At 66.8% G+C, this 20,007-nt stretch carries 15 protein-coding genes; 1 reads left to right on the top strand and 14 read right to left on the bottom strand.

The window, feature by feature from the left end; all coding sequences use genetic code 11:
- Positions 1 to 142: 142 nt before the first annotated feature.
- From ACF8LI_RS11185 to pdxK, 6 genes are all read right to left on the bottom strand, one after another.
- A complete protein-coding gene (locus ACF8LI_RS11185; protein WP_050042492.1) occupies positions 143 to 352 on the bottom strand; it encodes a hypothetical protein in 210 nt (69 codons plus the stop codon).
- Between the two features lie 216 nt (positions 353 to 568).
- The gene (locus tag ACF8LI_RS11180; RefSeq protein WP_061287951.1) at positions 569 to 1,558 is read right to left on the bottom strand and encodes a Ku protein; all 990 of its coding nucleotides are present in this window, start codon (positions 1,556 to 1,558) and stop codon (positions 569 to 571) included.
- Positions 1,555 to 4,227 (bottom strand): DNA ligase D, encoded by a 2,673-nt coding sequence (gene ligD / locus ACF8LI_RS11175; RefSeq protein ID WP_392412690.1) that lies wholly within the window; start codon positions 4,225 to 4,227, stop codon positions 1,555 to 1,557. Before ligD ends, ACF8LI_RS11180 begins: the two co-directional genes overlap by 4 nt.
- A gap of 134 nt (positions 4,228 to 4,361) precedes the next feature.
- Entirely contained in the window at positions 4,362 to 5,336 is a 975-nt protein-coding gene (locus ACF8LI_RS11170) for a hypothetical protein (RefSeq protein ID WP_016451500.1), read from the bottom strand.
- A gap of 292 nt (positions 5,337 to 5,628) precedes the next feature.
- Complete coding sequence (locus ACF8LI_RS11165) at positions 5,629 to 6,405, bottom strand: SDR family NAD(P)-dependent oxidoreductase (protein ID WP_046240202.1); 777 nt, start codon at positions 6,403 to 6,405, stop codon at positions 5,629 to 5,631.
- Positions 6,402 to 7,322, bottom strand: coding sequence for a pyridoxine/pyridoxal/pyridoxamine kinase (gene pdxK, locus ACF8LI_RS11160; protein WP_392412687.1), 921 nt, complete (start codon positions 7,320 to 7,322; stop codon positions 6,402 to 6,404). Before pdxK ends, ACF8LI_RS11165 begins: the two co-directional genes overlap by 4 nt.
- Positions 7,323 to 7,494: 172 nt before the next feature.
- On the opposite strand from pdxK, the gene ACF8LI_RS11155 reads away from it, so the two are divergent.
- Positions 7,495 to 8,643: a hypothetical protein gene (locus ACF8LI_RS11155; RefSeq protein WP_016446338.1), complete on the top strand. Its 1,149-nt coding sequence runs from the start codon at positions 7,495 to 7,497 to the stop codon at positions 8,641 to 8,643.
- A 99-nt stretch (positions 8,644 to 8,742) separates the two neighbouring features.
- On the opposite strand, the gene ACF8LI_RS11150 is transcribed toward ACF8LI_RS11155, so the two are convergent.
- The 8 genes from ACF8LI_RS11150 to gcvP all read right to left on the bottom strand — a co-directional run bounded on the left by ACF8LI_RS11150 (position 8,743) and on the right by gcvP (position 19,973).
- Positions 8,743 to 9,444 carry an ABC transporter ATP-binding protein gene (locus tag ACF8LI_RS11150; RefSeq protein ID WP_026062223.1) on the bottom strand — a complete coding sequence of 234 codons (702 nt, stop codon included), beginning with the start codon at positions 9,442 to 9,444 and terminating at the stop codon, positions 8,743 to 8,745.
- Positions 9,445 to 9,452: 8 nt separating this feature from the next.
- The gene (gene livG / locus ACF8LI_RS11145) at positions 9,453 to 10,220 is read right to left on the bottom strand and encodes a high-affinity branched-chain amino acid ABC transporter ATP-binding protein LivG (RefSeq protein ID WP_016446336.1); all 768 of its coding nucleotides are present in this window, start codon (positions 10,218 to 10,220) and stop codon (positions 9,453 to 9,455) included.
- A gap of 52 nt (positions 10,221 to 10,272) precedes the next feature.
- Positions 10,273 to 11,511 carry a high-affinity branched-chain amino acid ABC transporter permease LivM gene (locus ACF8LI_RS11140; RefSeq protein WP_016451503.1) on the bottom strand — a complete coding sequence of 413 codons (1,239 nt, stop codon included), beginning with the start codon at positions 11,509 to 11,511 and terminating at the stop codon, positions 10,273 to 10,275.
- Complete coding sequence (livH, locus tag ACF8LI_RS11135) at positions 11,511 to 12,437, bottom strand: high-affinity branched-chain amino acid ABC transporter permease LivH (RefSeq protein ID WP_016446334.1); 927 nt, start codon at positions 12,435 to 12,437, stop codon at positions 11,511 to 11,513. The genes ACF8LI_RS11140 and livH overlap by 1 nt, the downstream gene beginning before the upstream one ends.
- A gap of 100 nt (positions 12,438 to 12,537) precedes the next feature.
- Entirely contained in the window at positions 12,538 to 13,659 is a 1,122-nt protein-coding gene (locus ACF8LI_RS11130) for a branched-chain amino acid ABC transporter substrate-binding protein (protein WP_016446333.1), read from the bottom strand.
- Positions 13,660 to 13,999: 340 nt separating this feature from the next.
- The gene (locus ACF8LI_RS11125) at positions 14,000 to 14,701 is read right to left on the bottom strand and encodes an RluA family pseudouridine synthase (protein WP_047216906.1); all 702 of its coding nucleotides are present in this window, start codon (positions 14,699 to 14,701) and stop codon (positions 14,000 to 14,002) included.
- Entirely contained in the window at positions 14,698 to 16,926 is a 2,229-nt protein-coding gene (locus ACF8LI_RS11120; RefSeq protein WP_047216907.1) for a PAS domain-containing sensor histidine kinase, read from the bottom strand. Before ACF8LI_RS11120 ends, ACF8LI_RS11125 begins: the two co-directional genes overlap by 4 nt.
- A gap of 155 nt (positions 16,927 to 17,081) precedes the next feature.
- Positions 17,082 to 19,973 carry an aminomethyl-transferring glycine dehydrogenase gene (gcvP, locus tag ACF8LI_RS11115; RefSeq protein ID WP_392412685.1) on the bottom strand — a complete coding sequence of 964 codons (2,892 nt, stop codon included), beginning with the start codon at positions 19,971 to 19,973 and terminating at the stop codon, positions 17,082 to 17,084.
- Positions 19,974 to 20,007: the final 34 nt, after the last annotated feature.

The raw sequence follows: 20,007 nt of genomic DNA, 5'->3' as shown, positions 1-20,007 counted from the left end.
GATGCACTCCTTGGGAATGAACGCCATGTTCTTTTGACGCGGATATTTTCAAGCGGAGCAACGGTATGTTTTTCAGTTGCCGCAATGGGAAAATAAAAAAAGGGCCCGGAGGACCCTTTTTTCAGGTCATGCAACCTGCGGCTCAACGCTGCTGGTGGCTGTCCTGCTTTTGCTGCTGACCCGGCTGGTTGCGCTGGGGGTTGCTCTGCTGTTGCTGATGGTTGGGATTATTGGGATTGCTTTGCTGCTGCTGCCCCGGATTGTTTTGTTGCTGCTGCTGGTTCTGCTTGTTCTTGTCGTTTTGCTGGTTGCTGGCCGTGTTGCCTTGAGAGTTATTGGTCTGTTGCGTCATTTCCATACTCCTTAAGTAAACAGCGATGCCGTCATCACTGCAATTTCATTGTGCTGCCTGAAAAATCCACGGCGTGTAGGAAATTCGGAAGATTACTTTTGGTAAATCATTGGAATTTGCTATGAATATCATGGAATCCATTTTTGCGGCAAAAATGCATGTATTTTTTATCATGAAATGCCATTTGTAGATTATGCAAAACGGCAATGGTCCGTTTCATTTGGATGTTGAACGTTTTGCAGGCGCCTTGGACGCTGGCTTTCGGGGCTTGGGTGTTGTCCGGGTCGCGGGCGCTTTTGCAGCTTTTGCAGCTTTTGCCGCCGCCCCGGTATTTTTTTCCTTGGCCGCGGAGGCGGGGGCCCCGCTGCCTGCCTTGCCCAGGCTGCTCCTGAGCAGGGCGGTCAGATCCAGCACGGCTGCGTTGGCGGGTGCGGCGGGCGCGTCCTGCTGCCTTTGCACACTTTGCACGTCGCCCGCATGGGCCTTGGCCTGCACCAGCTGGTGGATTTCCTCGCTGAAGGAGTTGCGGAACTGGTCGGCGTCCCAGGCCTGGCTCATGTCCTTGATCAGTGCCAGGGCCATGGTCATTTCGGCGGCCTTGATGCCTGCGGCCCTTGCGTCCAGCGGCGGCAGGTCCAACTGCTCGAAGGAGCGGATCTCGCCGCCCCAGCGCAGCAGGTTCAGCACCAGCGCCCGGCCGCAGGGGATCAGGATGGCCAGGTGCTGCTTGGCCTGGATGACGACCTTGGCCACGCCCACCTTGTTGCTCTTGCGCAGCGCCTCGCGCAGCAGTGCGTAGACCTTCCCGCCCCGGTGCAGGGGGGCGGTGTAGTAGGGCCGCTCCAGGTAGATGAAGGGGATATCGTCGGCATCGACAAAGGCCTCGATCTCTATGGTCTGCATGGTCTTGGGAAAGGCGGCGGCAATCTCTTCGGCGCTCAGCACCACGTAGCGGCCTTCTTCGAATTCCACGCCCTTGACGATGTCGGCCGAGGCCACCTCCTTGCCCGTGACCTTGTTGATGCGCTTGTAGCCCACGGGCTGCATGTTGCGCTTGTCCAGCCAGTCGAAGTCGATGTCCGTGCTGGCCGTGGCCGCATACAGGCCTATCGGGATGTGGACCAGGCCAAAGCTGATGGCCCCCTTCCACAGGCTGCGCGAGGAGACGGCCGGGGCCGTGCGGGGAGATGTGGCTTTCCTGGTCATCGTTGTGCTTTCCTCGTTGGCGGCTCTTCGCGGGCCGGTGCCTCGAAGCCCAGCGCCTTCATGGCGCGGCCCAGGCTGGTGGCCGCCGTGCCGTAGTGCTCCCAGGGCGAGTTGCCCAGGCGCAGGCGCTGGTCCACCGAGCGAATGGTCCAGTGCGCGCCGCCCGTGAGCCTGTCGAGCTCGTTCCAGCCCACGGGCACGGAGATGCCCATGCCGGGCCGCGCACGCGCTGTCCACGCGCAGGCCGTGGTGGCGCCAAAGCCGTTGCGCAGGTAGTCCACGAAGATTTTTCCCACGCGGTTGCGTGGCCCGCTCTTGGCCACGAAGCGCTGGGGCACGGTGCTGGCCAGGTGCTGGACCACGGCCTGGGAGAAGGCCTTGACCGTGTCCCAGTCCAGCAGCCGCTTGATCGGCACGACCACATGCAGGCCCTTGCCGCCGCTGGTCTTGAGGAAGGCCGGCAGCTCCAGCTCCTGCAGCAGCACATGCAGCAAGGTGGCCGCTTCCTGCACCTGCGTCCAGGGCACGCCCTCGCCGGGGTCCAGGTCGAAGGTCATGCGGTCGGGCCGGTCGATGCGGTCCCGGCGGGCATTCCAGGTGTGCCATTCGATGGTGTTCATCTGCGCAGCCGCCACCAGGCCTTCACGCCGCGCCACCTCCATCAGCGGCGCATGGCCGGGATCGAGTTCGGGCGCCAGGGCGGCAATGCCCTGCAGCGGCGTCTGGTCCATGTGTTTCTGGAAGAACAGCTCGCCCTCGATGCCCTCCGGCGCGCGCACCATGGCCACGGGCCGGGCCTTGAGGTGGGTGATCATGAAGGGGGCCACCGTGGCGTAGTAGCGCGCCAGCTCCATCTTGGTGATGCCGGTGGAGGGGTCGATGACACGCTCGGCATGGGTGATGGCGATCGTGGCGGGCAGGCGCGTCGCCTTGGCCATGCGGGGCGGGGCGGCTTTGTGGCGGGTTGCGGTGCGGGGTGAAGATGCGGTCGATGGCACGTGCTGTGGCTCCTCTTTTGCGATGCGGCGCGCAGGCTTGTCCGTGCGCAGGCCCTGGAATACGGCGTGGCGGATGCGGCCGTCCGCGGTCCATTGCGCGAACGAGACTTCGGCCAGCAGGGTGGGGCGCACCCAGTGCACCTGGCTGCCAAGGCCCCGGGTGTCTGCCAGCGGGGATGTGCCGGTGGCCAGGCCGTCCAGGCGCTGGCGCAGGTCGGCCAGGGTGCGTGCGTTGAAACCCGTGCCGACCTTGCCGGCCGCGTGCAGCTGCCCGTCCTCGCCATGCACGGCGAGGACCAGGGCCCCCAGGCCGGTGCGCGAGCCCTGGGGATCGGTATAGCCGGCGATCACGAACTCCTGACGGTGGCCGCACTTGAGCTTGATCCAGTCCATGCTGCGCCGCGAGACGTAGGCGCTGCCGCGCCGCTTGCCGATCACGCCCTCCAGGCCCAGCCGGCAGGCGGCAGCCATCAGGTCGGCGGGCGGGGCGTCAAAGGCCTGGCTGAACCGAACGCGGTCCGACGGCGCCTTGTGCAGCAGCTCCTGCAACCGCTGGCGGCGCTGTTCCACGGGCTGCTGGCGCAGGTCCTGGCCGTCGTGCCACAGCAGGTCGAAGGCGAAGAAGACCAGCAGGTCGGTGTGCTCGCCGTCGAAGGCATTTTGCAGGGCCTGGAAGTCGGGGCGGTCGTCGCTGTCCAGCATCAGCACCTCGCCGTCGATCCAGCCTGTTTGCAAGGGCAGGGCCGCCAAGGCGCGGGCCAGGGCAGGCATTCTGGCGGTCCAGTCCTTGCCGTTGCGCGTGACAAGCCGCACGGTACCGCTGTCGATGCGCGCCAGCAGGCGGTAGCCGTCGAACTTGCTCTCGAAGATCCATTGCCCGGCCTCCGTGGGCGGGCGGTCCACCAAGGTCGCCAGCTGGGGGGCGATCTCCTGCGGCATGGTCGCGGTGCCGGCGTGCTGCTTTCGCGCTGCCGCTGGCGCTGTTGCTGTTGTTGTTTCTGTCGTTGCCGCTGCTGCAGGTTCCAGGGGAAGGCCGGCCACGCTGTCGGGCATGTCCTCGACCACGCTGAATTCGCCGGCGGCGCGTTCCAGCCCGTCATGCTCCTTGATCAGCAGCCACGCGGGTTTTTTGGCATCGTCCTTGCCGCGCATGCGCACCAGGGTCCAGCGGCCCTGCAGCTTGTGGCCGCGCAGCTCGAACTTGAGCTTGCCCTTGCGAAGGCCCTCGGCGGCGTCGCCTTGTGGCCACCAGGTGCCCCGGTCCCAGATGATGACCTTGCCCGCGCCGTACTGGCCCGGCGGAATCTGGCCTTCGAAGCGGTTGTAGGCCATGGGGTGGTCTTCCACCTGCACGGCCATGCGCTTGTCGGCCGGGTCGTAGCTGGGGCCCTTGGGCACGGCCCAGCTTTTCATGCTGCCGTCCAGCTCCAGCCGGAAGTCGTAGTGCAGATGGCTGGCCCAGTGCTTTTGAATGACGAATTGCAGGACACCCGTGCCGGGCTGCCCTGCAATCGCGTCGCTGGAAGGTTCTGCCGAGGGCTCCGGCGTGCGCGTGAAGTCGCGCTTTTGCCGGTAGGCCGCCAGCGAAGCGGCAGCCTTGTCCTGCCCGCCGGCCGCAGCAGCCCGCCGCGGCTGCTGCGTGACCGGGTGGCTGCGGCGCGGTGCGGGCATGCGGCGCTCCTTCAGAACATCAGTGCAATCAAAATGATGATGGGAATGGGCACGCCCAGAAGAAAAAGCAGTATGGATCGCATGAATGGCCTCCGTTCAATGAATGGTTGGATGGTGTTGACTGCGATGCAGGATCAAATGGCATCGCGTTGGCGGCCACCCCAGGTGGCGCACAGGCTGCCCACAAAGGCGCCCAGCATCAGGGAAACAAACAGCCAGAGCATGGAATGGGCGGTGGCCTTTCGCGTTTCTTCAGCGGCCTGCTTGGCCTTTTGCTTGGCCTCTTCTGCCTTTTGCTCGGCCTGCTTTATCTGCATCTGTACGGAATCAAAGGTGCTTCGCACTTTCTTTTGCGCTTCTTCCACCGGAATATCGGAATTGCGCGCAATCAGCTGGGCCAGATATTGCTCATCGGCCGCAGAAAGCTGGCCGGTGCGCAGCGACTGGGCAAAGATCACGCCGGCCTCCCGCGTGGCGCTGGCCATGTCGGCAGGCGTTGTGCTGCCGGAGGTTGCCGCGGAATTGCGGAACAGGCTGCCGGTCCAGTAGGCCAGGCCCTGGGGCGAGGCGTCGGCGCCCGAGGCACCGGCCATGGCTGCGGCACCGCCAGCAGCCGCACCGCCGGCGGCGCCGATCGCGCCGCCCACCACGCTGGAGGCGCTGGTGGCCACGGTCTGCGCCGCCTTGAAGGCGCCGGACACCGCACCACCGGCCGCAGCGCCCATCAGGGCCACCATGGCCAGCGTGGCCAGCGCCCAGGACAGAAAGCCGTGGGCCGTGTCGCGGAAGTAGACCTCGTCCGTATGCACGCCTTGCCAGCGGGTGCGCAGCCGCCCGGCCAGGTACCCGCCCACGCCGGCGGAGGCCAGCTGGGTGAAGGCGATCCAGGCCACGGCCGTCCACCCCAGGGCGCCGGCATCCATGCCCTGGCCGGTCCATACCGAGACAGACGACAGGCCCAGGCCCGTGCCCAGAATGAACAGCAGCAGCGACAGCGAGGCCGCCGCCATGGCGCCCGCGAATATCGCCGCCCATGAAACACCGCTGACGGATGTATTGGCCGCAGGGACCACTGGCGCTGCCAGGGGATCGGAATAGGCAATGGACATGGCTGGATTTCCTGGAGTTGAGTGCCCCATTCTTGCCAGCCGCAATAAATGCCACTGTAGGAGGATTGGAAAAGCGGGACTGGCAAACGCAGACGAAAAACGTCATCCTTTGCCAGATGACGTTTTTGAAGGCAATGCGCGGCCTGGATATGGGAAATGATTCCTGCAACCGGTAAAACTTGCGGAATATTTTCCAGGGCGAATGGCTGGATTGTTTCCGGCAGCACGGCGATATGTTTCTGTCTGCTGCCGGGATTTCCATTGCGGCATCGGGCCTGCCAGACCCGTGCGTTCAGGGCTGGCGCACGTCGGCCACGACCTGCTCGCCAAAATCCGCGCGCTGCAGCCAGCCCAGCACCAGGGTGGCGGCCTGCTCGGGCGTGGACAGCTTGCCGCCCTCCTTGAGCTGGGCGAAGTTGCCTGCGTCGGGAAAGGCTGCGGCATCGGCGCTGCGCAGCTGCACCTGCATGTCGGTGTCGATGACGCCGGGCGCCAGCGAGCAGATGCGCGCGCCGTGGGGCTTGAGCGCCTCGTCCAGCGCCACGCTGCGGCTGAAATGGTCCATGCCGGCCTTGGCCGCGCAGTAGGAGGCCTGCGAGGCAATGGCGCGCCGCCCCAGGCCGGAAGAGATGTTGAGCACCTTGCGCGGCACGGCCGTCCAGCCTTCGGTGGCGGCCAGGAAGGCGGCCGTCAGCAGCATGGGCGCCTCCAGTCCCACGCGCATGGCCTGGGCGATGTCGGCGGGCCGCAGCTGCGACAGCGGCGCGATCTGCGGAATCACGCCCGCGTTGTTGATCAGGGTGACGCTGGCGTAGCGCGTGGCGTCCAGCCCGGCGAGCCATTCGCCCAGCCTGCGGGCCGCTGCCTCGGGCTCGCCCAGGTCCACGCTCCACTGCTGCAGCGGGGCGCCTGCCGTGGCGGCGGCCCGGTTCAGGTCTTCGCTGGTGGAGCGCGACAGCGTGACCAGCTCATGGCCGGCATCGAGCAGTTGCCGGGCCATGGCCAGGCCCATGCCGCGCGAAGCGCCCGTGAGAATCGTCAGGGAAAGGAGAGGCGATGCATTGTTCATGCGGGCGATGGTATCGCTTGTGCCCGTGCTGCCGGTGCTGCCTGCGCGGTCATTGCCCGGGCGGCGACGGGGTCCGAGGGCAGCAGCAGCTCGGCGCTGCGCGCCTGCCGCGTGCGCTCCAGCGCCTGCACGATGCGTTCGCAGGCGCGCTCGGCCGCCTCGCGCAGGCTGGCGCCCTGCAGCCAGTGGCCGGTGAGCGCGGCGCTGAACAAGTCGCCCGTTCCCTTGGGCACCGCATCCACGCGCGCGTGAGTGACCACATGCACGTCCTCGCGCGTGACCAGCGCCACGCGCATGCGCAGTGCATGCTCGCCGCCCAGCTCGGGCGCCGCGCTGGTCACGGCCACCCACTGCGTGCGGCCGGTCAGCAGGCTGCGTGCGGCCTGGACCACATCGTCCATGCCGTGCACAGGGCGCGCGGTCAGCCGTTCCAGCTCGAAATGGTTGGGTGTCAGCCCGTCGGCCAGGGGCAGCAGGTGGCGCTGGTAGGCCTCGACCATGGCGGGGTCCACATAGATGCCGCTGTCGTGGTCGCCGATCACCGGGTCCACCACCACGCGCAGGCCGGGGCGCTGCTGCAGCAGGCCCGCCACCCAGTCCGCCAGCAGCCCGGCCTGTTCCGGCCCGCCCAGGTAGCCGGCCAGAACGGCCTGCAGTTGCCCGAGCGCGCCGCGCGCGCCCAGGTCCTGCAGATAGCCCGCAAACCACTCGGCGGCAATTGCTCCGCCGTGGATGCTGGGATAGTGCGGCGTATTGCTGAACACCACCGTGGGCACGGCCGCCGCCGCCAGTCCCAGTGCCTGCAGCGTGGGCATGGCCACGTTGTTGCCAACGCGGCCGTAGACGACCTGGGACTGCACGGACACCACGTCGATGGCCAGGGGTTGCAGCATGTCATGGGGGGCGGGGGCGTTCATGGGCGGCCTTGCGGGTGGTAATTCTTGGGCGAAGCTGCATTTATAGCGCTGCCATGCGAGGGCCGGCAGCACAATCCAGGGAGCACGGCCAGACCACTTCCAGAATCGCGGCAGCGGGATTGGAGCGCCATGCAAGAATGGTTTTTTCCGCGCGCATGCATCTCGCTTGAACATGAATTCCCCTTCAGAAATCCAGGCCCTGTATTCGAAATTCAGCGGTGCCGAGGCCTCGGAGCGATTGAGGGCCGAGATCCGCAGCCAGGTCGCAAGCTGGCGCTGGGCGTCCGACTCCATGAGCTTTGACGAACCCTATGCCCGTGAGCTGTTCGGCGGCCCTGCCGCACGCTGGCTCAGCGATGGGCGGGCAGACCCGCAAAAGCATGTGCACCACGGCTTTGATGCCCAGGGCCGTATCGTCATCGAATGCCGGTCCAACGCGCGCGAGCAGGTATGCCTGTACACGCCCGGCCAGCGCACAACCGTGTCGTGGCATGGAGGCGGCAGCATCGATTCCGTCAGCCAAAGCCGCTACGAGGAGGGGCGGCTGGTCGCCCATCACATGCACCTTGGCTACCGTGGCATGGACAGCCGTTATGAGTACGACGGCCGGCAACTGCAGTGCAGCGTGACCCGGAACTGGGAAACCCGTGAGAAGCCCTGGCTCACGCGGCATGTGTTCGTGCATGGCGCGGACGGCGTTCTGGATCGCATCCACCTTCAATACCTGGACACCCAGGGCCAGCCCGAGCCGGGTGCCGACAGGCTGCTCTACCTGCGCCTGCCCAGGGGCGAGACGCTGAAGACCGTCGAGGCGCGTGTGCAGCAGCTGCTGGAGCAGTCACTGGCCACGGCCTTGCAGCAGATCCCACGCGGCGAACCGCTCTACGGTCTTTTGCTTTGCTACACGCATGAGGACCTGACTGCAGCCTGGCCGCCTTTTCTGGTCTGGGGGCGCGAATCCTATCGGCGCGCGGTGCTGGAGCGTGGTGAAGAGATTCCGTATTACCTGTGGGCGCCGGACGAGATACGCGGCATGGGCGAGGCCGATGAGCACTGGTTCTCCGACGAGGCGCTAGGCGAAGCCTGCCTGCTGCATGGCCAGTTGATGGAGATGAAGCAAAGCAATGCCTCGGCCATGCGGGTGCTCAGGCACATGCTGCCCTTGCTGGAGAGCATGGTCAGGCAGGCGGGCCTGCCCGTGACCGATGATTTCGTGGTGGCCTTTGCCGACAACACGGGCGAGGTCGATCCCTTGAAGGCCATGAAGGCCCGTCTGCCGGATGCGCATTGGGCGTTGCTCAAGCAGCGCGGCCTGGTGTGAGGTCTCGCGGGCTCTGAAATGAAAAGGCCCGCCGAATGGCGGGCCTCCGTTCAGTGCCGGCGTGCAGTATTGCCGGCGTTTTGCCGGGCGCGCAGGCGCTCAGGCGCCCAGGTAGGCGCGGCGCACGGCGTCGTTGGTCAGCAGGTTGGCGCCGGTGTCCTCCAGCACCACCTTGCCGGTCTCCAGCACATAGCCGCGGTCGGCGATCTGCAGGGCGCGGTTGGCGTTCTGCTCGACCAGGAAGACCGTGACGCCAGCGGCGCGGATGGTCTGGATGATCTCGAAGATCTGCGCAATGATCAGCGGCGCCAGGCCCAGCGTGGGTTCGTCCAGCAGCAGCAGGCGGGGCTTGCTCATCAGCGCGCGGCCGATGGCCAGCATCTGCTGCTCGCCGCCCGACATGGTGCCGGCGCGCTGGTGGGCGCGCTCGCGCAGGCGCGGGAAGAGGCCGAACACATGTTCGATGCCGGCCTCGATCTGCGGCTTGTCCAGGAAGAATCCGCCCATCTTCAGGTTGTCGGTGACCGTGAGGTCCGAGAAGATGCGCCGCCCTTCTGGCGAGACCGCAATGCCCTTGCGCATGATGTGGTGCGAAGGAAGCTGGGTGATGTCCTCGCCCTCGAACGAGATGCGGCCCGAGCTGGCGCGCGGGTTGCCGCACACCGTCATCAGCAGCGAGGTCTTGCCGGCGCCGTTGGAGCCGATCAGCGAGACGATCTCGCCCTGGTTGACGTGCAGGCTGACGCTGTCGACCGCGCAGATGGCGCCGTAGTGGGTGGAGATGTTCTCCAGTTGCAGCATGGCAGGCATCAGGCTTCTCCCAGATAGGCCTTGATGACCCGTTCATCGTTGCGAATGGCATCCGGCAGGCCCATGGCGATGGGCTTGCCGTACTCCATGACCAGAATGCGCTCGGACACGCCCATGACCAGGCCCATGTCGTGCTCGATCAGCAGCACGGCAATGCCGTACTGGCGGCGCAGCTGGTCGATCAGGCCCTGCAGGTCCTTTTTCTCCTGCGGGTTCAGGCCGGCGGCGGGTTCGTCAAGCATGAGCACGCGCGGCTTGGTGATCATGCAGCGCGCGATCTCCAGGCGGCGCTGGTGGCCGTAGGCCAGGTTGCCGGCCTCGCGGTTGACGAACTCGCGCAGGCCCATCACGTCCAGCCAGTGCAGGGCGCTCTCGATCTTTTCCTCTTCGCTGCGGCGGTAGCCCGCCGTGTTGAACAGGCCCGACAGCAGGTTGACGCCGGAGCGGCGGTGCTGTGCCACCAGCAGGTTTTCCAGCACCGTCATGGACTTGAACAGGCGCACGTTCTGGAAGGTGCGCACCACGCCGTGGTTGGCCACGTGGTGGCTGCTGCGCCCCTCGATGGCGCTGCCGTCCAGCGCGATGGAGCCGCTGCTGGGCTGGTAGAAACCGCTGATGCAGTTGAACACCGTGGTCTTGCCGGCGCCGTTGGGGCCGATGATGGCAAACACTTCCTGCGGACGCACGTTGAAGCCCACGTGGTCCACGGCCAGCAGGCCTCCGAAGCGCATGCACAGGTCTTTGACTTCTAGCAAATACTCGCTCATTGCCGGCCCTTGCTGCTATCTGTTGTCCCAAAAATCATGGTGTCGGCATGCCTCATGAGCGCACCTCCACATGGCGACGGCGCATGGGCAGCAGGCCCTGCGGGCGCCAGACCATCATCAGCACCATCACCAGGCCGAAGATCAGCATGCGGTACTCGGAGAACTCGCGCGCCAGCTCGGGCAGCACCGTCAGCAAGATGGCTGCGATGATCACGCCCAGCTGCGAGCCCATGCCGCCCAGCACCACGATGGACAGGATCAGCGCCGACTCGATGAAGGTGAAGGACTCGGGGTTGACGATGCCCTGGCGCGCCGCGAAGAAGGCGCCGCCGAAGCCGGCGAACATGGCGCCCAGCGTGAAGGCCGACAGCTTGATCTTCATGGGGTTCAGGCCCAGCGAGCGGCAGGCGATCTCGTCCTCGCGCAGTGCCTCCCAGGCGCGGCCTATGGGCATGCGCACCAGGCGGTTGGAGATCCACAGCGTGACCACGGCCAGCAGCAGCGCCATCAGGTACAGGAAGATCACCATGTGCAGCGAGCTGAACTCCAGCCCCAGGAACTGGTGGAACGTCGTGCCGCCCTCGGTGGAGGGGGTGCGCGTCATCTCCAGGCCCAGCACCGTCGGCTTGGGGATGCTGGAGATGCCGTCCGGCCCGCCCGTGATGCTGGTCAGGTTGACCAGCAGCAGGCGGATGATCTCGCCAAAGCCCAGGGTCACGATGGCCAGGTAGTCACCGCGCAGCCGCAGCACCGGAAAGCCCAGCACGAAGCCGAACATCGCGGCAGCGGCACCGGCCAGCGGCAGCGCTTCCCAGAAGGACCAGCCGGCCCAGTGGAAGAGCAGCGCATAGGTGTAGGCGCCCACGGCGTAGAAGCCCACGAAGCCCAGGTCCAGCAGGCCGGCAAAGCCCACGACGATGTTCAGGCCCAGGCCCAGCATCACGTAGATCATGGCCAGCGTGGCGATGTCCACCGCGTTGCGGCCCGCAAAGAAGGGCCAGGACACGGCGATCAGCAGGGCCGCCAGCATCAGGCCGTTGCGGTGGCTGGGGCGCGCCTGCGGCAGCGAGGGCAGCGAGACCTTGGGCATCTTCGCCGCGATCAGCGGGCGCAGCAGCTGCACCAGGAAGACCAGGGCGCAGGCCCAGGCCACCACCGTCCAGTCGGGGTTGATGATGGTGCGGGTGCCGGCGCGTTCCAGGTGCAGGCCGAAGATGGGCGTGACGACCACGGCCGTCATCACCGTGGCGATCAGGGCGTCGCGCAGGTTCAAAGTGGGTTTGGTTTTCATCAGACCTTCTCCACTTCAGGTTTGCCCAGCAGGCCCGTGGGGCGGAACAGCAGGATCAGCACCAGCAGGCCGAAGGCCACGATGTCCTTGTACTCGGACGAGATGTAGGCTGCCGCAAAGGTTTCGGCCACGCCCAGCAGCACGCCGCCAAGCATGGCGCCGGGGATGGAGCCGATGCCGCCCAGCACCGCGGCCGTGAAGGCCTTGATGCCGGCCAGAAAGCCGATGAACGGGTTGAGCTTGCCCACGGCCAGCGCGATCAGCACCCCGCCCACGGCCGCCAGCATGGCGCCCAGCACGAAGGTGAACGAGATCACGCGGTTGGTGTCGATGCCCAGCAGGCTGGCCATGTGCATGTCCTGGGCGCAGGCGCGCGAGGCGCGGCCCATGCGCGAGTGGCGGATGTACAGCGTCAGCAGCACCATGAGCACGATGGCCACCACGATGATCAGGATGCGCGAGTAGGGCACATAGATCTCGAAGCCGCCTTCGGCACCGAAGCGCAGCGCGCCCGGCAGCAGCGAGGGCACGGCCATGTCGCGCGCACCCTGGCCCAGGGCCACCCAGTTCTGCAGGAAGATGGACATGCCGATGGCCGAGATCAGGGCCACCAGGCGGGGACTGCGGCGCAGCGGCTTGTAGGCCACCTGCTCCACCACCAGGCCATAGACGCCGGTGACGAAGACCGAGACCACCAGCATCAGGCCGATGATGGCCCACACCGGCAGGCCGCTTTGCGTGCCTATGGCCGACAGCGTGACCAGGCCGATGTAGGCCCCGATCATGTAGATGTCGCCGTGGGCGAAGTTGATCATCCCGATGATGCCGTAGACCATCGTGTAGCCGATGGCGATCAGGGCATAGATGGCGCCCAGGGACAGTCCGTTGAACAGCTGCTGTATCAGCTGAGGTAAGAGTTCTGACATGGTGTAATGCCGCCCCAAAACAGGAAAAGGCCTAAAAGGCCAGGATGCAGACGACCGGGACACGCCGAATGCGTGCCCCGGTCAGTCAGACGGAGGGGGATTACTTGGCAGCGACCGACTTGCTGCCGTCCTTGTGCCATTCAAACACCTGGAAGTCGAAGGACTTCAGGTCGCCCTGCTTGTTCCAGCCCACCGAGCCCAGAACGGTCTCGAAGTTGGACTTGTGCAGGTGGTCAGCCACCTTGGCGGGGCTGTCGCCCACGGCCTTGATGCTGTCCAGCAGCACTTGCGTGGCGGCAAATGCGGTCAGCTGGAAGGCGCCCGAAGGATTGCGCTTCTTGTCCTTGAAGGCCTTGACCACGGCGGCGTTCTTGGGGTTGGCCGAGAAGTCTGCGGGCAGGGTCACCAGCATGCCTTCGACGGCGTTGCCGGCGATGGCGTTGACTTCGGGGTTGCCCACGCCTTCGGGGCCCATCATGCGGACCTTCAGGCCCTGCTCGGAAGCCTGGCGCAGCAGCAGGCCCATTTCGGGGTGGTAGCCACCGTAGTAGATGAAGTCCACGCCGGCGCTCTTGAGCTTGGTGATGACGGCGGAGTAGTCGCTGTCGCCGGCGTTGATGCCTTCGAACAGGGCCACTTCCACGCCGGCCTTCTTCAGGTCGTCGCGCACGGAGGATGCAATGCCCTGGCCATACGACTGCTTGTCGTGCAGCACGGCAACCTTCTTGGGCTTGGCCTTTTCCAGGATGAACTTGGCGGCGGCCGGGCCCTGCTGGTCATCGCGGCCGATGGTGCGGAAGATGAAGTGGTAGTTCTTGCCGTCGGTCAGGGCGGGGGACGTCGCCGAGGGGGTCACCACGACCACGCCTTCGTTGTTGTAGATCGGGGCTGCGGCAATCGATGCGCCCGAGCAGACGGGGCCGATCACGTAGCCGATCTTGGCGTTGACCACGCGGTTGGCGGCCACGGGACCTTGCTTGGGTTCGCAGGCGTCATCGACGGACACCAGCTCGATCTTCTTGCCGTTGACGCCGCCGGCCGCATTGGCCATTTCCACGGCGGTGTTCACGCCTTCCTTGACCATGTCGCCGTACTGCGTCAGCGGGCCGGTGGTGGGAACCACCATGGCGATCTTGATTTGCGCATGCGCTGTGGAGAACAGGGCGGCGCCAGCCAAACCCAGGGCGGCGACGACGGTGTGCATGCGGAACGGAATGCTCATGAGTACTTCCTTCAACTTTGGGTAAAGCGTTCTGAAAAACGCGGTGGCTCCTGTAGGGGCTAGCCGCGCAAAGAAGCACAGGTTAATCGCCTGGTTACCAATGGCAACAGGGTATCCCGGGGCTGGCGCGGCAACAGGCTTTTCGCTAAGGCTCCCATCGCGGCCTGCGCCGTCGGGCGGGGGCTGTTTTGGCCGAAGAAAACGGCTGATGCCGACGATGCACCCTGACGGTGCTTCATGAAGTCAATATGACCAACTGCAAGAAGGGGAAACACGTACGCTGAATGTTGCATTGCAGCAACGTACGCGGTGGCGATGATTTGCGTGTTCCTGCGATGGATCAGAACGGCGCGGCGGATTCGAAACGCAGCGTCTCGCCAGACAGGGGATGCGCCAGCTCCAGCAGCTGCGCATGCAGCAGCAGGCGCGGCGACAGCGCCTGCACGGCGGCATCGGCATAGAGCGCATCGCCCAGGATGGGATGGCCCAGCGCGGCCATGTGCACGCGCAGCTGGTGGGTGCGCCCCGTCACGGGCTGCAGCTGCACCCGCGTGGTGATTGCATCCCGGACTTCGGTGGCTTGCGCGCTTGGCAGGGCGCGCCACAGGGTCTGGCTGGGCTTGCCCTGCACGGCATCGATGATGCGCAGCGGGCGCCGCTCCCAGTCGGCTGCAATCGGCAGGTCGATGCTCTGCCATGCGCCGGCTTGCCGCGCGGCGGGGCTGCCTGCCACCACGGCCACATAGCGCTTGTGCACGCGGCGCTGCGCAAAGGCCTCGCTCAGCAGGCGCTGGCTGGCCAGGCTGCGCGCCATGATCACCAGGCCCGAGGTGGCCTGGTCCAGCCGGTGCACGACCAGCGCATCGGGCCAGCGCTGCAGGGCGCGGGCGCTCAGGCAGTCCTGCTTGTCTGGGCCGCGCCCGGGCACGCACAGCAGGCCGCTGGGCTTGTCCAGCACCAGCAGTTCGGCATCCTCGTGCAGGCAAATGACGCCTGCGCCGCCACCTGCACTGGCGCCGCCATCGCGTTGCTCAGGGGTCAAGCCGTTCCCCGCTCATTCAGCAGCCTGTGCACCGTGGCGCACAGCTCTTCCACGTCGTTGGGCTTGTGGACCAGGGCCCTGGCGCCTGCAGCCAATGCGGCCTGCTCGATCTCGGTGGTGATGTAGCCCGAAGCCAGCGCGATGGGCAGCTGCGGCTGGATGGACAGGGCCTCATGCACCAGGTCGATGCCGCTGTAGCCGGGCATGTTGTAGTCGGTGACCAGCAGGTCGCAGTCCTGGGGCGCGGCGCGCAGCGCCTCGATGGCCTCGTGCGGATCGGTGAAGCCGCTGACCTGGTAGCCGCGCCGGCGCAGCAGGCGCTGCACCAGAAAGACCAGGGCCTGGTCATCGTCCACGTACATCACATGCTGCTGCGCGGCCTGCGGGTCGGGCAGCAGGGCGAACTGCGGGCCGGTCGGGGTTTCCGCGGCCGCCAGGGGCTCGGGTGCGCTGGGCAGCGCCTGGGAGGCGGGGGGCTCGGCCGGTGCAGAGTCGGCCGGCGTCAGGGGGTCGGCCGGAGGAAAGTACAGCGTGAAGCGGCTGCCCTGGCCGGGGATGCTGTACACGTCCACGGCGCCGCCGTGGTTGCGCATGACGCCGTGCACCACGGGCAGACCCAGGCCCGTTCCCTGGCCCACGGGCTTGGTGGTGAAGAAGGGCTCGAAGATGCGCTGCAGCGTGCGTGCGTCCATGCCGGGGCCGTTGTCCTGCACCGACAGCGCCACATAGCTGACGGGCGGCAGGCCCAGGCGTTCGCACAGGCGCTGGTCCGGGCGCACCAGGTCGGCATCCATCTGGATCAGGCCGCGCCGCTCGCCCAAAGCGTGCATGGCATTGGTGCACAGGTTGAAAAGGGCCTGCTCCACCTGCATGGCGTCGGCCAGCATGGGCGGCATCTGCGGCGGCACGTGCACCTGCAGCTCCACTGCGGGCGGCAGGGTCACGCGCAGCAGCCGCGCCGTGTCGCCCATGACCTCGCGCGCCTGCACGGGCTTGCGCTGCGGCGGTTCATTGCGGCTGAACGTCAGGATCTGGCGCACCAGATCGCGCGCGCGGCGGCCGGCCTTTTCGATCTCCTGCAGGCTTTCGATGGCTGCGGCATTGCCGCCGCAGTCGGCCTTGGCCAGCTCCACATTGCCCAGGATGGCGCCCACGATGTTGTTGAAGTCGTGGGCAATGCCGCCGGCCATGGTGCCCAGGGCCTGCATCTTGTGCGATTCGCGCAGCTGCTCTTCCAGCTCGTTGCGCTGGGCCTCGGCCTTCTTGCGGCTGGTGAGGTCGCGCGCGAACACGGTGGTGGTCTCGCCGCCGCTGTGGTGCTCGAAGGAGACGCTGACCTCGACCGGGATTTCGCGGCCGCTGGCCGTGCGTGCCGTCATCTCGCCCAGCACGGCCTGCGTGGTCAGCGGCGCAAAGGACAGGGCCTGGGCCGCATCGGGCAGGAAACGCTCCAGCGGACTGCCCAGCGCGTCGTGCGGCGGACACAGAAACAGGGCGGCAGCCGTGGGATTGAAGACGGTGATGCGCTGCTCGTGGTCCAGGCAGATGATGGCGTCCAGGGCCGAGTTGATGACCGATTCGAGCCGCCGCTCGCTCAGGAACAGCTGGTGGTTGCGCTGCTGCAGCGCCAGGCGCTCGGCCAGCAGCGGACCCTGGTCGACCACGGCGCACAGGTACTGCGCAATGGGCGGGCCGCTTTGCTGCGGGATGGCGATGCAGGCCACATGCAGGTCGGCGCGCAGCTGGTGCTGCTCGGTGATGTCGAAGCAGACCTCGTGGGCCTCGGTGCGGCCCAGCTCGCGTGCCGCAACGAAGGTCTCGCGCACGCGCTCGGCGTCGTCAGGGTGCACGAAGGGCGCGAAATTGACCAGCAGCCGGTCATGCTCGGTGGGCTGGAAGGCGCTGTGCGCCATGGCGTTGGCCTGCACCACCATGTCGTGCTCGTCCACCACCAGCAGGGGCAGGGGAATGCTGGCAAACAGGGCTTCGAAGCGCTCGGAGGCGCTTTCGGCCACGGCCTGGCTGTAGTCCAGCACGCGGTTCTGGATCTCCAGCTCGCGCTGGTAGTTGCGCAGCTCGGCGACCAGGGCCTGCAGCGGATCGTCTTCGGGCTGGAAGGAGGGGAAACGTTCGACGGGGGGCAGGTCGGCGCCGGGCGCCAGCAAGGCATGCAGGGGCAGGTGCTCGTCGTCGCGAGGCTGGTCGGAAGGGTCTTGGCTGCTCATCGCGTGCTGGCGCTGGGGAAAGCGGCATCTGCCGCACAAATCCTGGTTGCCCGCGCCTGGCGCCCGGCAGATGGACCGGGGCCCGGCGCGGGCAGGGCCGCAGTGTACGCGCGCCGGCCGGGGCGCCACAAGCGCCCCTTTGGGTGGCAGGTGCTTCAGCTCAGGTAAGCGTCGACCGGGATGCAGCTGCAGTAGAGGTTGCGGTCGCCGTAGACGTTGTCCACCCGGCCCACGGGACACCAGTACTTGGACTGGCGCAGGGCAGCCACGGGGTAGGCGGCGGCCTCGCGGCTGTACGGGTGGGTCCATTCCGAAGCCAGCAGGGTCTCGGCCGTGTGCGGCGCGTTCTTGAGCGGGTTGTCGTCCTGGGGCAGGCGGCCCTGCTCGATGGCGCGGATTTCCTCGCGGATGGCGATCATGGCGTCCACGAAGCGGTCCAGCTCGTACAGGCTTTCGCTTTCGGTGGGCTCCACCATCAGCGTGTTGGGCACGGGGAAGGACAGCGTGGGCGCATGGAAGCCGTAGTCGATCAGGCGCTTGGCCACGTCCTCGGCCATGACGCCCGTGCTTTCCTTGAACTGGCGCAGGTCCAGGATGCACTCGTGCGCCACATGGCCGTGCTCGCCCGCGTACAGCGTGGGGTAGTGGTCGCGCAGCCGGGCGCTGATGTAGTTGGCGCTGAGGATGGCGGTCTCGGTGGCCAGGGTCAGGCCCTGGGCGCCCATCATGCGGATGTACATCCAGCTGATGGGCAGCACGGCCGCATTGCCCAGCGGCGCGGCACTGATCGCGCCCGTGCCGCCCGCAAGGCCCGTGGTGGCATGGCCGGGCAGGAAGGGCACGAGATCCTCGACCACGCAGACGGGGCCCACGCCCGGGCCGCCGCCGCCGTGCGGGATGCAGAAGGTCTTGTGCAGGTTCAGGTGGCTGACATCGCCGCCGAAGCTGCCCGGCGCGGCCAGGCCCACCAGGGCGTTCATGTTGGCGCCGTCCACGTAGACGCGGCCGCCGTGGTCATGCACCAGCTTGCACAGCTCCTTGACCTGGGTCTCGAACACGCCGTGCGTGCTGGGGTAGGTGATCATGATGCAGGCCAGGTTGGCACTGTGCTGCTCGCACTTGGCCGCCAGGTCCGCCATGTCGACGTTGCCGTTGGCGTCGCAGGCGGTGACCACCACCTGCATGCCCACCATCTGCGCGCTGGCGGGGTTGGTGCCGTGGGCGCTGCTGGGAATCAGGCAGACGTTGCGGTGCGACTGGCCCCGGCTCGCATGCCAGCCCTTGATGGCCAGCAGGCCCGCGTACTCGCCCTGGCTGCCGGCATTGGGCTGCAGGCTGATGCCGGCGTAGCCCGTGGCCTGGCACAGCCAGTCGCGCAGCTGCTTGTCCAGTTCCGCATAGCCCTGCTGCTGGTCGGCCGGGGCAAAGGGGTGCACCTGGGCGAATTCGGGCCAGGTGATGGGAATCATCTCGCTGGTGGCGTTGAGCTTCATGGTGCAGGAGCCCAGCGGGATCATGCTGCGGTCCAGCGCCAGGTCCTTGTCCGACAGCTGGCGGATGTAGCGCAGCATGGCGGTCTCGGAGCGGTGGGTGTTGAACACCGGGTGCGTGAGGAAGGCGCTGCTGCGGCGCAGGCCGTCGGGAATCAGCGGCTCCGCGCCCTTTTCGAAGGCGGTGAAGCTGGGCAGGGCCTGGCCGTCCCGGGCGAAGATCTTCCACAGCAGCTCGACATCGGCGCGCGTGGTGGTCTCGTCCAGCGAGATGCACAGGTATTCCTTGAAGTACACGCGCAGGTTGGCGCCCAGGGACACGGCACGCTCCACGATGGCCTGGGTGGCCGCGCCCGTGTGCAGGCTCAGCGTGTCGAAGCTGGGCACCTCGCGCAGCGGCGCGCCCAGCTCGGCCAGGCCGCGCGCCATGATGGCCGTGTACGAGGCCACGCGGCGGGCGATGCGCTCCAGGCCCTCGGGGCCGTGGTAGACGGCGTACATGCTGGCCACCACGGCGGGCAGCACCTGGGCCGTGCAGATGTTGGAGGTGGCCTTTTCGCGGCGGATGTGCTGCTCGCGCGTCTGCAGTGCCAGGCGGTAGGCGGGCTTGCCGTGCACGTCCACGCTCACGCCGACCAGGCGGCCGGGCAGGGAGCGCTTGAACTCGTCGCGGCAGGCCATGAAGGCGGCGTGCGGGCCGCCGGCGCCCATGGGCATGCCAAAGCGCTGGGTGGTGCCCACCACGATGTCGGCACCCCATTCGCCGGGCGGCGTGATCAGGGTCAGCGCCAGCAGGTCGGTGGCCACGATGAAGGCGGCCTGCTTGCCATGGGCCTTGTCCACGTCGGCGCGCAGATCGTCGATGCGGCCGCTGGTGGCAGGGTACTGGGCCAGCACGGCGAAGTAGTCGCCCTCCATCAGCTGGTTCCATTCCTCCAGCGAGTTGGCCAGCAGCACCTCAATGCCCAGCGGCGCGGCGCGCGTCTGTATCACCTCGATGGTCTGGGGGTGGGCATCGCCGGCCACCACGAAACGGTTGCTCTTGCTTTTGACGGAGCGCTTGGCCAGCGTCATGGCCTCGGCGGCCGCCGTGGCCTCGTCCAGCATGGAGGCGTTGGCAATCGGCATGGCCGTCAGGTCGCAGACCATGGTCTGGAAGTTGACCAGGGCCTCCATGCGGCCTTGCGAGATCTCGGCCTGGTAGGGCGTGTAGGCCGTGTACCAGGCGGGGTTCTCGAGAATGTTGCGCAGGATGACGCCGGGCGTGTGCGTGCCGTAGTAGCCCTGGCCGATGAAGCTTTTGAGCAGCTGGTTGCGGCCTGCCAGCGCCTTGAGTTCGGCCAGCGCCTGGGCCTCGGTGGCCGCTGGCGGCAGCGCCATGGGCTGGTGGCGCCGGATGGAGGGCGGGACGATGGCGTCGATCAGCGCATCGCGCGATGCCGCGCCGATGGCGCTGAGCATGTGGGCCTCGTCTTCGGGCGCGATGCCGATATGGCGGGCCACGAATTCGGTGGCGTTCTCGAGGGCGGCAAGGGGCTGGGTGGAGGACATCAGCATGGAGGGACCTGTCTCAAAAGCTGAAAAGCGCCAG

The sequence above is a fragment of the Delftia sp. WSY_12 genome, from assembly GCF_043104645.1.
Taxonomy (GTDB): Bacteria; Pseudomonadota; Gammaproteobacteria; order Burkholderiales; family Burkholderiaceae_C; genus Comamonas; species Comamonas tsuruhatensis.
The sequence above is the reverse complement of the archived record's forward strand: the minus strand, read 5'-3'. Positions and strand labels throughout refer to the sequence as shown.